This is a genomic window from Olegusella massiliensis, assembly GCF_900078545.1.
GTDB classification, from domain to species: domain Bacteria; phylum Actinomycetota; class Coriobacteriia; order Coriobacteriales; family Atopobiaceae; genus Olegusella; species Olegusella massiliensis.
The window spans coordinates 762,661-779,940 of record NZ_FLLS01000002.1 but is presented as its reverse complement, the minus strand read 5'-3'; the positions used below and the strand labels follow the sequence as shown (position 1 = coordinate 779,940).

The following is a 17,280-nucleotide window of genomic DNA, read 5'->3' as shown; positions in this document are numbered from 1 at the left end:
TGTGAAGGCACAAAATGAATAACAGCAATGATGAGACAACAGTGCGCCCCCATATTCGCGAGGTAAACAACATTACGGTTGAGGCCGAAGCCAAGCGTCAGCGAACAAAGTCTCACAAGCGTTTGGCCGTGGCTTTTTCGCTCCTTGCTGTTCTTTTGGCTGCAACTGTCGCTTTTGTTTCGTATGGAGCAGAGCTTTGGGGTGGCCATACCATTCCTTCGGTGCGCCATGAAAAAGTAGACAAAGCAAAAAAACAGCTTGCTGACTTGGGATTTAAGGTAAACGAAAAAACAAAAGTTACCGATACGGGCGTTGGTTTAGTTGTAGAGCAGACGCCCCCTGCGGGCGAGCGTCATGCAAAAGGCACAGAGGTGACTATCTGGGTTGGCGAAGCTCGCGTGATGCCCGAGCTTGTGGACATGAGGCTGGAAGATGCGCAGCAAAAGCTTAAAGATGCTGGTGCAAACAACATAAAAGTTTTACGTCAACCCTCTACAAAAGAAGCAGGTAGGGTATTGGCGGTTGAGCCAAAGGCAGGAACAACTTTTACCTCCGATCAGGAGATTAAGTTGACTGTCGCGACGGTACGTACGCTGCCCGACCTTGTAGGTAAAACCGAACAGCAGGCCATGAAGGCCCTTGATGACATGGGTATTTCTTATAAGAAAGACTATGTCAAATCAGACAAAGACGGTCACAGTGTTGTTGCCACTGAGCCTAAAGCAGGCAGCGAGATTAAAGAAGATACCAAGGTTACACTGAGTGTGTCTTATCCTTATCCCTCAGGCATCAAGCAATTTGCGGAGTATTTCCGCCATCGCCCGAGTGATGTTGCAGAGTTTTTAGGTATGCAGGGGTTTGCTTATAAGGGCGGTTACATAGATGCTCGTGGTGATGCGCAGGCACTGTATTCCAATGGACAGTCAAATCTGAGACTGTGTTCCGATCCTTTTGACCATAACCTTGATGCGTCTGGTTCCAAAGACGGTGGGCACGGCGAGGCTGGTAGCGTCAATAAAAACCATGTCTCGAAAGGAGATGTCGTTTCGGGCGGTGCAGACTTTAGTGGCGTGCGCTACGAGTATGCCTCTTCGGAGATTCCAAGCTCGGCAAAGAGCTTGGATAGTGATGCAATCTATGCAGTCATGTCTGAATGTGGACTGAGCAGTGCTAGTGCAAGTTGCACCGAAGATACGATAACCCTGCCATCTAAGGCTAAAGACTTACCAAAAAAGGACGGCCGTAAATTTAGTTGTATGAGTGGTACCGAGGGCGATTATACCTGGACGGTGTTGATTGCTCAGGTTAAGAAAGATTCCGATGAAGTGCGTGTAGTTGTCACGTATGCACCCACGAGTCTGTATGGTGATTATGACATGTCGGGTAATGGCGGCAATATTTGTGACTTTGCAGCCTATGTCGATATGTATACATAGGAGGACTGGCAAATGACAGGCGAAAAAGAACCTGGATCAGCTGGGATACAGCCTGAAACTGCGAACACTGAAGCGATATCAAAACGCATGGCAAACTCCGTTGTAAAACCTGCTTCTCAGGCCACCGAATCCTTACCTCAAGAGCAAAATTCTTGCTATCTACGTGCGGAAAACGAAGATGATGACGGATATGATCCCTTTTCAGATAGGCCAGCTGAACCCGAACCACTCTTCCAAAGCGATCCATGGCGCTAGCAGGTCGAAAGAGCGCTACACTCCTATCTCTTTCAGGGTGCTTACTTAACCACTGACAGCGAAGGATTGGCTTAGTGGACGCTGCTCACAATTAGTTTGATGGCAAAGGCAATGACAGCCAATAAGGCCAGCACAATGAGGGCCATCGCAATGATTGAATTGCGACGACGAGCCTGTTCACGTGATACAAAAATTGAGCGCTTGCCTTTGGGAATTTGTAGGTACTGACCATAATGTGAGTCCTGCTTGAGTTTGCCAATATCAGCGCGTGAGCGTCGATAAGAACGGCCTGCAAAAGGTGTTGCACCGCTCACGGTGATATTTGAGTCGTGCGTATAGCTGCGATTCCCATTAAAACCATCGTCTTGGCTGAGATCATCGATAGCGTCTTGAGTGATATGAGGCTTATGGGGGCGGACATAGGCAGGATGTGCAGAGGTCTGCCTGTTTGCTGCAACAGGAGTGGGCGGTTGCTTGCCAGCAGGAGTAGATGTATTGGTGGAAATCTGTTTGAGGTCGCTCATATGCGCCCTTCTTGCTGTGAATTCCGATGTTGCTGATTCATCGTCATTTTAGCGCAGTTCTGAGTCAAAATTCTTGCTCCGCATAAAGCTCTCAGAAGATAGATTTTGATATCTTATATAGAGAGACTTAGATTTGTTGCGTATGTGTAGATAAGAAAACCTTTGTCTAGATGTATAAAGACTTCAGTTCTGGGAATACTTAATAACGACAAGCAAAGACACAGCAAGTGTTGTGTCGCACGTAAAAAGGAGTGATTGTCATGACGAACATGATTCCTTACAACAATTACAACAGACTCGCTCGATCGATGTGGCCGTTTGCTGATTGGGATGAGCTCTTTAAGATGCCCACAACTTCCGATGATGGCGTGTTCAAGATGGACGTTGAGGATGCCGGCGAGGCGTACGTTGTAACTGCTCATGTACCTGGTGTAAAGAAGGACGAGGTGGATGTCGAGCTCAATGAAGGACGCCTCTCGGTTTCGGTAAACCATGTAGAGTCTGATGAGCAAAAGACCAAGAATTATCTGCACAAGGAAACGAGCGAATGGCATGCAACCCGTGGGGTATATCTTAAGGACGCAGCTACCGCAGGTATTAGTGCCAAGCTTGCCGAGGGCGTATTGACCATTAATGTGCCCAAGCAGGTCGAGCAAAACAACGTCACTAAAGTTTCGATTGACTAAATGTTTATTGTGTACTGAATGTGGTTGGACGGCCCGAGATTTGGTCTCGGGCCGTTTTCTTTTGCGTGGAGTTTTTTGTGTGCGGCGAGTTCAGTAGACTAGGACTTCCACGCAAAGAAAGGTTGAGTTGATGCCAAGCGTTGCGAGCAGATATGCAGATATCACCCCAAAGCGGAGTGCTGTGCAAGGGATACCTATGCCGAAAGATGAGCTCAGCGACTTAAAGGCACCAGTGGTGCTCATGGTCTCGGGCGGTGCCGACTCGACTGCTCTGCTTGTGTTGGCGGCAAACTCTACACTTGATATAGCTGATGGACGTGGCAAAGCGCATATTGCGCGGGAACGTCTCCATGTGCTGCATGTCAATCATCAATTGCGCGGTATTGATGCACAGGAGGACGAAGAGTTTGTTTGCGAGTTGGCCTTGCGTTATGGGATTCCTTGTACGGTGCGACGTGCTGATGTTGCAGCGCTCGCTGCAGCGGGGGATGGCAACGTAGAAAATGCGGGGCGCGAGTTGCGTTATGCAGCAGCGGCAGAGCTTGCCAATATGCTTTCGGATAAGGCTGGAACTCCTCGGTCGGCTGCTCGAATTTTAACGGCCCATACCGCAGATGACCGCGCTGAAACATTCTTTATGAATGCATTGCGCGGAACGGGCCCTGCAGGGCTTGCTTCTATTCCGCGCAGACGTAACCGCATTGTGCGCCCGTTATTGGATTTTGAGCATGATGAGCTTTGCAATCTGTTGACTATGCAAGGGATTTTGTGGCGCGAGGATAAGACTAATGCAGACACGCGCTATTTGCGTTCCTATGTACGCCACAAGCTATTGCCTATAGCAAAGGAGCGGAATGTGCGCCTGAGTACTACTTTGGCTGCGACCTGCGATATTTTGTCTGATGAGGATGCATATTTGTCCCAGCTGGCTGCACGAGCGTTGCGCGAACTGACGCGAAGGCAGGCTGATGGAATGATTGCGCTTGATGCAGGAAGACTTGCGGCATCTGAAGTGGTGATTGCGCGCCGTGTGGTCAAGCAGCTTATCGTGCGTTTAGCGCCAAGCGCACGTGTTGAAGCGCGACATATTAGTGCGCTGCTACAGTTGGTTGCTGCGGGTAGTGGCTCTGTTCAGGTGATAGAAGGCATTGACGCTCGCGTGGAATATGGTCTGCTTTTTGTGAGAACGCGTCGTATTAAGGCGGCTGGTGAGCTTGCTGCCTGGCTGGAGGTTCCTTCTCCTCATGTCATCAAAACAGCGCCTGATGCGCGTGGCATCTTGAACGTGTCAGATGGGCGTACGCTGGTGGCTCGACTTGCCACAGTTCCGCGCGGTGCGGATCCTGTTGCCTTAGCGCGTGCGCATGGTAAAGAATGGGCTGGTGCATCGGTGCTGCTAGATGCTGCTGCCTGTGGGGTCGATCCTGAGCGGGGAGGACGCCTTTGGGTAGATGCTCCAAGCGCGGGGGATGTGCTTTGTCCTTTGGGAATGCATGGACAGTCAAAAAAGCTTTCTGACCTGCTCAATGAAGCAAAGATTCCAGCTGCAGATCGAGCGAGCGTGCCGATTTTGCGCACAGGTCCAAGAGGGCAGATTGTTTGGATTGCGGGTATACGGGCGGATGAGCGTGTCCGTTGCACGTCTCATACGCGTGAGCTGCTAGAATTGGACATTATTGCAACAGATGACCTGCCGAGCAGTCAGGTTTAGTGTGGCAGTACCACATGCCAAAGGAGGAAATCATGGCAGAGCAACATCCTGATATCGAGAGCGTTCTGCTTTCTGAGGATGATATTCGTACTATCGTATCCCGCATGGGCGCCGAGATTACCAAAGACTATGAGGGCAAAAACCCCTTGTTGGTGGCCGTGCTGCGTGGAGCGGTTGTTTTTACCGCCGATTTGATTCGTGCAATAGAGTGTCCGCTGTCAGTCGACTTTATGGCTGTGTCAAGTTACGGCGATGGCGTGAAGTCCTCTGGCGTTGTGCGCATTGTTAAGGACCTTGATACCAAGATTGAAGGTCGGGATATCCTTATTGTTGAGGATATTTTGGATTCTGGTTTGACGCTGAGCTACCTGATTCGTATGTTGCAGTCGCGCAATCCAGCATCAGTGCGTGTTGCCACCTTTGCGGTTAAGGATATTGAGGGCAAAAAGCCTGCGGTTGCTCCGACCTATGTAGGCACCCATGTGCCCGATTCATTTATTGTTGGTTATGGCCTCGATTTTGCTGAGCGCTATCGTAACCTTCCTTATATTGGTGTACTCAAACCCGAGGTTTATGGCGATTAGCTTTACCATTGGGACGCGCTGCTACAAAGTCCCAGGTGCGTTTTAGTAAGGAGATTTATTCGTGTCCGAAAATCACTTCCCCGACGATCCGCGTGAGCCAAACCTTCCAGAAGATCCGTTTAATGGGACGCCTGACCCACACCATGGTCGTCGCATTAGTCCCGCGTATCTTATTGTTGCGTTGGCCTTTTGCGCATATCTTGCTTTTGGCATGTTTAATAATCTGAGGTCCGCAGCAAAAGAAGAAACACTTTCTACCAGTCAGTTTGTGGCTGCGGTCAAGGATGGGCGTGTAGTTGAGGTTACCTACAAGACAGAAGACGGTAGCCTGTCTGGCAAGTATCATTCCAGCAAAAAGTCTAAAGGCAACACCAAGGAACTGAGGCAGTTTAAGAGTTACTACGTGGGTGCTGACAGCCTAAACAATCTGCTGGAAAAGCATCCCAAAGTGGAGTTTAAGGTTGATACAAGTGATGGCTCCCTGTTTCAGACGATTTTGGTGTCAGCGTTGCCAACGGCTGCGCTTGTGCTAGTTTTTGTGTACTTCATGAGGCAAATTGCCAGCCAGAATAGCAAATCAATGCAATTTGGCCAGACCAAAGCGCTCACTACAGAAGAGTCACGGCCCAAGACGAAGTTTAGTGATGTTGCAGGCATTGATGAGGCTGTGGAGGAGCTAAAAGAGGTTCGTGACTTCCTCAAGGAACCAGAGCGCTATCAAAAAATGGGAGCCAAGATTCCTCACGGTGTACTGCTGGTGGGACCTCCAGGAACAGGCAAGACCCTGCTTGCCAAGGCAGTTGCTGGTGAGGCGGGCGTACCTTTCTTTTCCATCTCAGGTTCGGACTTTGTTGAGATGTTTGTGGGTGTTGGAGCGAGCCGCGTACGCGACTTATTTAAACAGGCAAAAGCTGCAGCTCCTGCCATTGTATTCATCGACGAGATTGATGCGGTAGGACGTCAGCGCGGTGCTGGTTTGGGCGGCGGACACGACGAACGCGAACAGACGTTAAATCAGCTGTTGGTGGCAATGGATGGCTTTGAGGACAACACCGCAGTTATTTTGATTGCTGCGACCAATCGCCCCGATGTCTTGGATCCCGCTTTATTGCGCCCAGGGCGTTTTGATCGTACGGTGACGGTGGACAGACCCGATGTCGTTGGCCGTGAAAAAATTCTGCGGGTACATGGTGCCAATAAGCCCTTAGCTCAAGATGTTGATTACAAACGCATCGCAAAGCTGACCCCTGGTTTTTCGGGCGCTGATTTGGCCAACCTGATGAATGAAGCTGCTTTGCTTGCTGCTCGTTTACATAAAGAGCAGGTGAGTATGTCAGAAATTCAGGAAGCTATGGAGCGTGTTATTGCTGGTCCCGAGCGCCGTACGCGCGTAATGACCGAACAAGAGCGTAAAACCATTGCCTATCATGAGTCTGGACACGCGCTGGTTGGTCATGTACTGGAAAACTCTAATCCTGTGCACAAGATTACGATTATTCCCCGTGGTCAGGCGCTGGGTTATACGATGCAGCTTCCTGAGGAAGACCATTTCCTGCAGACGCGCAATGCCATGCTGGATGACTTGGCAACGCTGCTTGGCGGTCGTACCGCTGAGGAACTGTTCTGTGATGACATCACGACAGGCGCGAGCAATGATATTGAACGCGCAACCAAGCTTGCACGCAGCATGGTAACGCGTTATGGCATGAGCGATTCGCTCGGTATTCAGGTATTTGGCGAGGCTCAACATGAGGTATTCCTTGGTCGCGATTTAGCTGACAAGCAGGACTACTCTGCGGAAACAGCTAAGCGTATTGATGACGAGGTGGAGCGCATCATGCGCGAAGCACATGATCGTGCAACGTCGGTGCTAAGTGCTCGCCGCAAACAGATGGATCAAATGGCTGAGGTTTTGTTGGAGCGTGAGACAGTTGAGGGTCCCGTATTGGATGCGCTTTTGGCAGGGACTTGGGATGAGTACTCCGCTCAGGAGGCGACTACCGCAATCCCTTCAAACTCTGATTGTGATCTTGGACCCAGCATAAATGATTCTCTCGAACCTGAAAACAACGCTTTGTCTGATGACAATACACATGAGGCAGAGCCCAATCTCGGGTCTGATGTGTAACGAGGTAGAGCCGTATCAGGGAACTAAAAAACTACCCCTAAAAATCTGCAAGCGTTTTCATTGCGGATTTTTGGGGGTAGTTTTATTGCGGTGAAAAGCACACTTGTGTCTACATAAGTAATCCCAGCTTCGTGAGGGTATTACGCACAAAATCAAGGCAGACGGTGGTGCAAAGTAAAGGGGCTACAATGGTAGTACATGCGTCGTCAGAAGGGATTTGCATGTCTATCAACCAACAAAGCTACTCGTTTGGTGCCTCCAAATCTTCTATCCGTGAAATTGCTGCATATGGTGCTGCCCGTAAAGCAAAGATTGGCGCCGAAAAAGTCTTTGATTTTTCGCTTGGCAATCCGTCAGCTCCCGCTCCCATTGAGGTACGAGCCTCGATTGAACGCGCACTAGAGCTCCCAAGCATGCAGCTGCATGGTTATACTCCGAGCAATGGTCTGCCGTCTGTGAGAAAAAAAGTTGCTGAGTTTCTTGCGCGTCGCTACGAATGCACGGTTGACGCTGATGATCTTTATCTAACCTGCGGTGCTGCAGCCTCAATAACACTCAGTTTGCATGCCGTGGTCAACGCGGGTGATGAGGTTATCGTAATTACTCCTTATTTTCCCGAATACCGCGTGTGGATTGAGACTGCAGGTGCTACGTGTATCGAGGTTCCTGCAAACCAAAAAGACTTCCAAATTGATACAGAAGCAGTTGGTGCAGCTATTACACCTCGTACCAAAGCAATACTTATCAACTCTCCCAATAACCCTGTGGGTTCCGTTTATTCTGCCAATAATCTTGCCGATCTTGCAGATGTACTCCAGCGCAAAGAGAAGGAGTACGACAGCACAATATATCTGATTTCTGATGAGCCCTATCGCGAAATTGTTTACGGTGCAATGGTGCCTTGGGTCCCTGGCTATTATGATCGCACTATTGTGGCCTATAGCTATTCCAAAGCGTTATCACTGCCAGGTGAGCGTATTGGTTGGGTGTATGTGCCTCAATCAAACCCCGATCACGATTGTCTTGTGTCTGCAGTAGCCGGGGCTGGCCGTAAGTTGGGTTTTGTCTGCGCGCCATCGCTTTTCCAACGTGTGCTTGCAGATTGTGTTGAACTGCCTGCGGATGTCGATGCTTATACAAAGAATTGCGCTGCTCTTACCTCAGGTCTTTCCAAGCTGGGCTATCACTTTATTGAGCCGCAAGGAGCTTTCTATCTATGGGTTCAGGCGCTTGAACCTGATGATGAAGCCTTCTTTGAGCGTGCCAAATCCTTTGAACTTCTGCCAGTGCCTTCCACCAGTTTTGGTTGCAAAGGCTGGGTGCGTTTAGGTTATTGCGTTAGCTATGAGACTATTGTTAATTCGATGCCCGCTTGGAAGCAGCTCAAGGAAAGTTACGAGCAGGACAGATAAGTCAGCGATTGTCATGCAAACAAGATAAGGGGGGAGTACGTATGACAGCTTTATCTACGCAGGAGCGACGCTATGCTTGTGATGTGCACACGCATACCGTTTATTCCCGTCATGCCTATTCGACAGTCGAGGAAAATGTACGTGCAGCAGCTGATTGTGGCTTGGAACTACTAGGCATCAGCGAGCACTTTTCGGACATGCTGTTTGAGAGCCGCAATATGCGCAATTTCCAGTACTTTGCTAATTTTCATTGCTGGCCGCGTGACTGGCATGGTGTGCGTTTGTTGCATGGCTGTGAGGCAGATATTGTTGATCTTGACGGTCACTTGTTTGGTTGGGATACGACCTATGACAAAAATATCGTTGATACCCCTATTAAGCCAATAACACTTAAGGAATATGTCTTTGAGGAGTGCGATTACGTTATCGCCAGCGTACATGGCAAAGTCTTTACCAACAACGCGAGTATCGTAGAGACCACAGAAATGTATGTACACGCACTTGAAGATCCCAAAGTCTTCATTTTAGGACATACCGGCCGTTCAGGAGTACCGTTTGATGTTGACGAGCTGCTGACGGTGGCACGCGATTTGCACAAGGTCATTGAAATTAATGAGCATAGCTTTGCTGAGTATTACGACCCTCATGTGCGCGATAATTGCCGCAAGATTGCTGAGCGTTGCGCTGAGATGGGCGTGCAGATTGCGGTCAATACTGATGCACATATATCCTATAACGTGGGTCGTCTGCAGCAGGCTCCTCTGCTTTTAGATGAGATTGATTTTCCAGCTGACTTAATTGCAACACGTTCAGCCAAAGTCTTTGAGCAGGCATTAAGTGATGCGGGCCTTGCATTGGCAGGCACCATTATTCCGCCTGCATAAAAGAGGCTGAGGCCAAGGCAGCACTATAGAAATAAACGATAAGCCTGTCAGAGTGGCATTAAGCAAAAAATTTGGGGATTGTGAGGCAGCGAGACTCGCAATCCCTGATTGCCCTTAACCCTCAATGGTGACTTCACCATCATCGCGAGGCAATGCGGTCGGTACGGGTTCGTCAATTGAACCACGATAAAAACCGCCAACAAAGGTCTCAGTGCGCATAACGTTGATGACGGCACGCGAATCGACTGTTCGGATGAGGTGTATGATTTCGTCCTGCTCATAGGCGGAAATGACGGTGGTAATCATCCACATCTTTTTATGTGAATAACCACCGTAACCATTCACCACGCAAGCGCCATGGCGATAGCGTGATTGGTAGGCAGTAAGAATCTGCATGGGCAATTGCGTGGTAATTTGTAACGTCACACGTTCATAGCGATGATAAAAAGCCGAAATTGTATGAGTTGAGAGATACTGAAAAATGATGGACCACGCAGCGTTTTCCCAGCCAAAAAGCCATCCAAAAACCACCAACATAAGGCAATTACCAGCAAAAACATACGACCAAATGGTCTTGCCGGTACGTTTGGCCACAAGCATAGAAATAAAATCAGTACCGCCAGTAGATGCGCCACCTTTCAGGGCAACCGCGATAGAGAGACCGTATAGCACGCCGCCAAAAACAACATTGAGTATGGTTTCGTTCATCAATGGCTGAAAGTGCAGCAATTGCAAAAACATTGATGCAAGGACGACTTGTATACTTGAAAAAATAACAAAACGATGTGAAATGTGTCGCCAGCATACAAGTGCCACGGGTATATTGAGCGCAATCATACCCGCAAAAGTTGGAAAGGAAAGACCGCCCAAGGAAGCAATGCGGTCTATGAGAATTGCAAGTCCTGTAAAGCCACTGGACAGAAGGCCCGAAGGTCGGATAAATACTTGTAATACAAATGCCTGAAGTAGAGCAGAACATACAACAGCAATGCTGGTGACTATTCTGCGTACGCTTCGGTAGCGCGCAAATTCCAGTGCCTTATCGGTGAGCTTACCGCTCAAAATAGCATCCCTTTCTGTTGCCCCACCCATCGCTGACTTCGTTGAATGGTACCATGTTCTTATGCTAATAAATCGTGTTGCTCGGCGCCTGTTGGCTGCCCCCGAATTAAAACCTCTCTTGCAGGAGTTGTGCGCTGGTAAAGACGCGACGCTTGCGCTTGCGCAGTCTGCACGCCCCTTGATGGTGGCTGCACTATGGGCGCAAAATCCACGACCCTGTCTTTTTGTAGTGCCAGGTGAGGATGCGGCTGACCTTGCCGCTCGCTCGCTTGCTGCTTGGTTGGGGCAAGAGCGCGTTTTGCGTTATCCCGATCGGCGGGATTACCCCTGGTCTGACAAGCAGCCCAATCAAGCAGTAATTGGTGCGCGCTGCCAAGCAGTAGCCAAACTTTCTGTGGGCGAGCAGGTCCTTGTGGTAGCGAGCGCCCATGCCTTACTTCGTCGCGTACCACCATATGGTACGGATTATTTTGCGAGCAAACGATTTGATATCGGCGATGAAGTCGAGTTTAGTGATGCCGCGCGCGTGCTTGTGAGCATGGGTTATTCCGATGCGGGAGAAGCAGGACAAGTCGACACCCCCGGTCTCTTTTATGCGCATGGTGATGCGATTGATGTGTTTCCAGCCCAAGCTACAAGCCCTGTGCGTATTGAATTTTTTGGTGATGAGATTGACCGCGTGCGTCGCATGGTGGCCTCAACAGGGCAAACCATTGGTGAGCTCGAGGGCGTGACGGTAGTACCATGCCGCGAGTTGGCGCTTACCGACCGTACCGTTGCCAATGCGAGTCGCGCACTCTATAACGCTGCACAAGATTCAACCGATATTGCTGCTGATGTGGAGCTGATTCAGCAACGTGCAGCTGATCCAACGCTTGAACGTTATCTCCCTCAGCTTTACGGCAAAACGAGCAGTCCGCTGGAGCATATGAGCAAAGATATGCTGGTTGTTCTTGCGGAGCCTCGCGCGTTATTTGATGATTGCATGCGTAGCTATGAAGAGGTGAGTGCCACAGCCAATGCCAAGCGTATTGATATTTCCGAACTCTATACCGCGCCACGCAATCTAGATTTTGGTAAGCAACAACGCTTGTCGCTCTCGTCTATTCTTCGTACGGGAGGTACGGTAACCGCCCAGATTGAAGTTAAGCAGCCTGGCATCGCCGGTACAGATACACGTTTGCTTGGTCGTGTTCGCGAGTTGCTCAACAACGGTAGCACGGTGCTTTTTGCTATGCCCGATCGCCGTGCGCGTGAAGCGTTGAAGCAGACTTTCTCGGCAGAGCATATTGCTTTTTGCGAAACGCTTGGCGCTGACCCCGAAAATCAAGTGCCCATAGAGTCGCCTGATGCCAATGCGTCCGCTCGTCCGCTCAAGGCAGGTATGGTGAATTTTATTGATGCACCTGTGCCTGCGGGTGTTGTCTTGCCTTCGGCTCGTCTTGCACTGCTTTCTGTGTCTGATTTAACTTCGCGTATAGCCAAACGCAAACGTCATCGCAGCCGGCATATCGATCCTACTGAAGTGAGCTTTCCCTTTAAGCCAGGGGACTATGTGGTGCATGAAACCCATGGTATTGCGCTTTTTGCTGCAATTGAGCGCAGAAGCGACTTTGGCGCACCATCGGACTTCTTCCGCCTGGAATATGCAGCAGGCGATTTGTTGTTTGTGCCTATAGAGCAAGCTGATCGTCTGACACGCTATGTAGGTGCCGACGGCGCATCTCCACGTTTGACAAGACTTAATACCGCTGACTGGAGTCGTGCGACCAACAAGGCGCGCGCTTCAGCAAAAAAGCTCGCTTTTGACTTGGTGGATCTCTATACGCGTCGCGCAACAGTTGCGGGCTATTCCTTTGCACCAGATACGCCAGCGCAGCTTGATATGGAAGCCAATTTTCCCTATGAGCTGACAGCTGATCAAAGATCTGCCATCATTGACATCAAAGCGGATATGGAAAGCAATCGTCCGATGGACCGCCTGCTGTGTGGTGATGTAGGTTTTGGCAAAACCGAAGTTGCTTTGCGAGCTGCATTTAAGTGCTGTCAAGATGGCAAGCAGGTCATGGTGTTGTGTCCTACGACGATTTTGGCGCAACAGCACTATGAGACCTTCTTTGCTCGCTTTGCTCCCTTTGATCTGAATGTGTGCGTGCTATCGCGCTTTGTGACTCCCGCAAAGACACGCCGTGCCATAGCAGACTTTGCAGAGGGCAAAGTCAACGTGCTTATCGGTACGCATCGTCTGCTATCGGCAGATGTTAATCCCCATGACCTTGGCCTTGTTATCATTGACGAGGAGCAGCGCTTTGGCGTCCAACACAAAGAGCAGCTCAAAAACCTGCGAGAGCAAGTTGATGTACTCACGCTTTCGGCTACGCCCATTCCACGTACGATGCAAATGGCGATGAGTGGCGTGCGTGATATGAGTCTTATCATGACACCTCCTCCAGGTAGGCTGCCTGTTATGGTGAGTGTAGGGGAGTATGATCCTGACGTGGTATCAGCGGCGATACGTGAGGAAATGGCACGCAAGGGACAGGTATATTACGTATCAAACCGCGTACATACTATTGACGATGCGGTTGCTCGCGTGATGGAAGCAGCGCCCGAGGCGCGCATTGGCGTGGCGCATGGCAAGATGACAGCTTCTAAGGTTGAAGATGTCATGATGGAGTTTGAAGCGCATGACATTGATGTTCTTATCGCGACAACTATCATCGAAAGTGGTATTGATAATCCACATACCAATACCTTGATTATCGAAGACTCACAGCGCCTAGGCTTGGCACAGTTGTACCAACTCAAGGGCCGTGTAGGGCGTGGACATACTCAGGCGTATGCCTACTTTATGTTTCCTCCTGAGCAGCCCCTCACGCCCGAGGCGACTGACCGCCTCACCGCTATCAATGAGTATCAAGAACTCGGCAGCGGCATGAAAATTGCTATGCGTGACTTGGAGATTCGCGGTGCGGGGTCGCTTGTGGGTGCAGAGCAGCATGGTAATTTATCGAGCGTTGGTTTTGATCTCTTTACACAGATGCTCAGTCAGGCAGTTGCTGAAGCACGAGGCGAGACGAGCGAAGAGAATCTTGCTCAACCCGACGTTGCTATCAATTTACCTGCAGATTACTTCTTGGCAGAAGAATATTTGCCTGAGGTTGATCGTCGTGTACTGACCTACCGCAAGCTGGCAGGCGCTGAAGAATTAGCTGAGGTCGATAAGCTGCAAATTGAGCTTGAGGAGCGCTACGGCGCGATGCCGCTGGCAGCAAAAAATCTTTTTGACCGTGCGCGCATTCGCATCCGCGCATCGCGCTTGGGCGTAGCGTCGGTTTCTTTGGCAGCAAGTAGGCTGACTTATATTGGTATCAAGCTGAGCCGTGAGCTGTCACTGCGTGTGCGTGAGCGTCGCGGACTGTATTATCCCCAGACGAACAAACTCATCTACCCCTTCCACAAGTCGGAAGAACAGGTCATGCCTGCTGCACTCGGTGTACTTGAAGCGGTTGGCGGCAATGATGATGTAGAAGAAGATGAGCAATAGCATCACGTGTCGCATCCGCGTATAGAGAGGTAGCTATGACAAAGCAAAACATTGAGGGTACGCAAAGGCCATCTCTTATCCCTGATGATAGTGCCAGTCTTGCAAGAACTATTGATGAACAGATTGCTGCACGTGAAGGCGCTCCCACAATGCATCCACAATTCGACCGTCTTGTGCGCATGATTTGGCGATTGCGCCAGCCCGATGGCTGTCCTTGGGACAAGGTACAAACGCATCATTCCATTACGCGCAACATGATTGAAGAGGCTTACGAGGCAGTGCAATGCATCGAGGACAACGATGAGCTTCATCTGCGCGAAGAGCTGGGTGATGTGCTTGAACAAGTGTTGCTTCACTCACAGATTGCCGCGGATGGCGGTATATCGGGTGGTCGTGGTGGTCTTTTTGATATTGATGATGTGTGTCGTGAGCTCAACGAAAAATTGATACGTCGTCATCCTCATATCTTTGGCGATGCAGCGGCGCTGGGTGCGGTTGATTCTGCAGGAAAAGTACTCGATATCTGGGATCGCGTAAAGCAAGATGAGCGCGCAGCAGCCGGGGACGCTGACGATAAGCAAGGTCTCCTTGACTCTGTACCGATGAGCTTGCCGGCACTTGCGCAAGCTCAAAAGATTTCAAAACGAGCAGCAAAGGCTGGCTTTGAATGGAATGATTTAGCAGGCGTCTGGGATAAGGTTGCTGAAGAGCGCGCAGAGTTTGAGGCAGAAGAGCAGGGAAGTGATGCTGCTGCTGAGGAATTTGGTGATTTGCTTTTTGCATTGGTAAACGTTGCGCGTTGGCAGGGCATTGATGCTGAGTCAGCCCTTGCAGCTTCTAATCGTAAGTTTCGTCGTCGTTGGGCGCGCATGGAAGAACTTGCAGCGGCCAATGATAAGGATATTTCTGATCTTTCTACTGCTCAACTTGAAGATTTTTGGCTGCAGAGCAAACAAGAAGAGCGTGCATAGCATGGTTTTGCTGTGCCTCGTGGGTACTATTGATTTGATGTGAGCTTGGAAAAATGGTCTAGTCTTTCAACCTTGTCACAATACAGCGTGTGGCTGCGGCATAATGAATGTATCGCGAGTTACGGATTTCGCGATGGCTGGTCAAATACGATGCAGAAACGAAGCAGCAGACATGAGCCAGGGCAACATTGAGCTACCCGGATTGCGTTATAGCAGTTCGAATACCGACGAGCGTGATCGCGCGCGCCGCACAGCGGTGAAGCGTGAGGCTGAGGCTGCAAAAACTGCTACACGTAACAATCCAAGCCCTCTCGATGAGCTTCCGCCCGAGGGTCCGCGTCGTATTTTGCCTGGTGAGGTTGTTAATGTGCCTCAGCCAAAACGCTCCAAACGTTCTGGTGCGGGTTTTAAGCCTTCTTTTTCTTTTCATAAACACAAGACGGATGCGCCTCATTCGGGTGTTGCAGACATGAGCTCCAAGGGCGATAAGCGTGTGCCTGTGCGTCGTAGCGTGAGGGCAGAGCAGAGTTTGAGGCAAGAAAAGCGCCGAGAACATGCGTCTGCGAGACAGAGCATTCCTGCGCGTATTGTTGGTTTTGTGACGGCAACACCTGGCCGCATCAAAGGTTGTATTGCGCTTGCAATCGTGGCTTTGCTTGTCTTTGCGGTATATCCTCCCCTGCGCGATTATTATGTGGCTCGTCGTACTCAGGAGGATCTCAAAGCACACTACACTCAGCTCAAAGATAAAAATGGTGAGCTGTTGGGTGATATTGAGCGCCTACAAACGAGCGAAGGCATTGAGGACGAAGCGCGTAAACGTGGCTATGTCAATCAGGGCGAAACGGGTGTTGTGGTTGAGGGCCTAGATGGCAGTGGCGATAGCAAAAAAAGCAACGAGACCGTAAGTTCTCAGGATGCGCGCAAGCCAACTGAGGAGACCAAAACCATCAATACGGGGTCTTTTCAGCAAAAACTTCTCGACTTTATCTTCCAGTATCACAGGGAGGATTTAGGCTAATGGCTACAGATGGGGATGCTGCTGATTGCCTGTTGGCAGTTATTGATATTGGTACGGTGACAGCGCGTCTGGCTTTGTCTCGAGTGCACAAGGGGCGTGTGGTTGCGCTCACCAAGCAATCTACCATTGTCAACCTTGGTGCAGGTGTGGATAAGACAGGTAGGCTAGATTCTGCAGCTATCAATCGCGTAAGTGAGTGTATTGCTGCCTATGTTGCGACAGCTCAAGAGGCTGGGGCAGAGTGGGCGGTGTGCACACTTACGAGTGCTGCTCGTGATGCGGAAAACTCTGATGAGCTGTTATATCGTCTGCAGGCCTTAGGTCTTCTTCCCCAAGTGATTCCTGGTGAAGTTGAGGGGCAACTAACCTTCTTGGGTGTTGCACAGGATTTTTTTGCTCACAAATTATTGGTAGCAGACAATGGGGGCGGCTCAACCGAGCTTGCTTGGGGCATGTTGTCGGCAGCAGGGCTTGATATGGGGCTGGTGCGCTCAACCAACGTGGGTTGTCGCAGGTTGACCGATCGTTATTTTTCCCAGCAAAAGCGGGTTTGTGTGGAGGATTTGCGTGCAGCACATGAGTTTGCAGCAGAACAATTTGCACCCGTAATTGCTGAGGCACATAGCTTGCACTTGCAGGCAGAAAAATTGCTTGCCTGTGGTGGTACGGCAACTTCGCTCGTGGCTATGACACTTGAATTGGAACCCTACGATAGTGCGCGCGTACATTTGAGCGAGCTTGACTATCAGCAGGTTTGTGCTTTAGAAGAAAAACTTGCAGGTCTGACTGTAGAGGAGCGAGCAAAGCTTCCTGGTCTGCAAGCAAAGCGTGCGCCAGTTATTCTTGCGGGAAGCGTTGCTATAAGCGAGCTTATGAAACAGACGGGCTGTGAGACACTGACAGTAAGTGAATCAGATTTGCTCGTTGGCATGTCCTTGACGCTGGACGCAGCTATTCGAAAAGAGACGACAGTTGTGGGTTGGAGACCCAACTTTACTCATTTCGACTAAAAATCTGTGCAAAGTTGGAACTCACTCTGTGATTTGGCTTGTTATAATA

14 protein-coding genes are annotated in these 17,280 nt (G+C 50.1%); 12 read left to right on the top strand and 2 right to left on the bottom strand.

The window, feature by feature from the left end:
• The first annotated feature begins 14 nt into the window (after positions 1-14).
• Both BN4314_RS03740 and BN4314_RS03735 read left to right on the top strand, forming a co-directional pair.
• A complete protein-coding gene (locus tag BN4314_RS03740; protein ID WP_068539845.1) occupies positions 15-1,436 on the top strand; it encodes a PASTA domain-containing protein in 1,422 nt (473 codons plus the stop codon).
• A gap of 12 nt (positions 1,437-1,448) precedes the next feature.
• A complete protein-coding gene (locus tag BN4314_RS03735) occupies positions 1,449-1,691 on the top strand; it encodes a hypothetical protein (RefSeq protein WP_021734596.1) in 243 nt (80 codons plus the stop codon).
• 71 nt (positions 1,692-1,762) lie between these two features.
• On the opposite strand, the gene BN4314_RS03730 is transcribed toward BN4314_RS03735, so the two are convergent.
• Positions 1,763-2,215: a hypothetical protein gene (locus BN4314_RS03730; protein WP_068539843.1), complete on the bottom strand. Its 453-nt coding sequence runs from the start codon at positions 2,213-2,215 to the stop codon at positions 1,763-1,765.
• A gap of 260 nt (positions 2,216-2,475) precedes the next feature.
• Between BN4314_RS03730 and BN4314_RS03725 the strand changes: the two genes are divergently transcribed.
• The 6 genes from BN4314_RS03725 (at position 2,476) to BN4314_RS03700 (ending at position 9,620) form a co-directional block, all read left to right on the top strand.
• Positions 2,476-2,901: an Hsp20 family protein gene (locus tag BN4314_RS03725; RefSeq protein WP_021734475.1), complete on the top strand. Its 426-nt coding sequence runs from the start codon at positions 2,476-2,478 to the stop codon at positions 2,899-2,901.
• Between the two features lie 130 nt (positions 2,902-3,031).
• On the top strand, positions 3,032-4,612 hold the full coding sequence (gene tilS, locus BN4314_RS03720; protein ID WP_187369540.1) for a tRNA lysidine(34) synthetase TilS: 1,581 nt from the start codon (positions 3,032-3,034) through the stop codon (positions 4,610-4,612).
• A 32-nt stretch (positions 4,613-4,644) separates the two neighbouring features.
• Positions 4,645-5,196, top strand: a complete 552-nt coding sequence (gene hpt, locus BN4314_RS03715) for a hypoxanthine phosphoribosyltransferase (RefSeq protein WP_021734775.1) — start codon at positions 4,645-4,647, stop codon at positions 5,194-5,196.
• A gap of 61 nt (positions 5,197-5,257) precedes the next feature.
• Positions 5,258-7,324: an ATP-dependent zinc metalloprotease FtsH gene (gene ftsH, locus BN4314_RS03710; RefSeq protein WP_068539841.1), complete on the top strand. Its 2,067-nt coding sequence runs from the start codon at positions 5,258-5,260 to the stop codon at positions 7,322-7,324.
• A gap of 221 nt (positions 7,325-7,545) precedes the next feature.
• Positions 7,546-8,736, top strand: a complete 1,191-nt coding sequence (locus tag BN4314_RS03705; RefSeq protein ID WP_068540795.1) for a pyridoxal phosphate-dependent aminotransferase — start codon at positions 7,546-7,548, stop codon at positions 8,734-8,736.
• A gap of 41 nt (positions 8,737-8,777) precedes the next feature.
• The gene (locus tag BN4314_RS03700; protein ID WP_068539839.1) at positions 8,778-9,620 is read left to right on the top strand and encodes a phosphatase; all 843 of its coding nucleotides are present in this window, start codon (positions 8,778-8,780) and stop codon (positions 9,618-9,620) included.
• A gap of 114 nt (positions 9,621-9,734) precedes the next feature.
• On the opposite strand, the gene BN4314_RS03695 is transcribed toward BN4314_RS03700, so the two are convergent.
• Entirely contained in the window at positions 9,735-10,712 is a 978-nt protein-coding gene (locus BN4314_RS03695) for a YitT family protein (protein WP_082911155.1), read from the bottom strand.
• A 31-nt stretch (positions 10,713-10,743) separates the two neighbouring features.
• On the opposite strand from BN4314_RS03695, the gene mfd reads away from it, so the two are divergent.
• From mfd to BN4314_RS03675, 4 genes are all read left to right on the top strand, one after another.
• Entirely contained in the window at positions 10,744-14,229 is a 3,486-nt protein-coding gene (gene mfd, locus BN4314_RS03690; RefSeq protein ID WP_068539837.1) for a transcription-repair coupling factor, read from the top strand.
• A 35-nt stretch (positions 14,230-14,264) separates the two neighbouring features.
• Complete coding sequence (mazG, locus tag BN4314_RS03685; protein WP_187369539.1) at positions 14,265-15,200, top strand: nucleoside triphosphate pyrophosphohydrolase; 936 nt, start codon at positions 14,265-14,267, stop codon at positions 15,198-15,200.
• A gap of 172 nt (positions 15,201-15,372) precedes the next feature.
• Positions 15,373-16,221 (top strand): FtsB family cell division protein, encoded by an 849-nt coding sequence (locus BN4314_RS03680; RefSeq protein ID WP_068539835.1) that lies wholly within the window; start codon positions 15,373-15,375, stop codon positions 16,219-16,221.
• Complete coding sequence (locus BN4314_RS03675) at positions 16,221-17,231, top strand: Ppx/GppA phosphatase family protein (protein WP_068539834.1); 1,011 nt, start codon at positions 16,221-16,223, stop codon at positions 17,229-17,231. The genes BN4314_RS03680 and BN4314_RS03675 overlap by 1 nt, the downstream gene beginning before the upstream one ends.
• Positions 17,232-17,280: the final 49 nt, after the last annotated feature.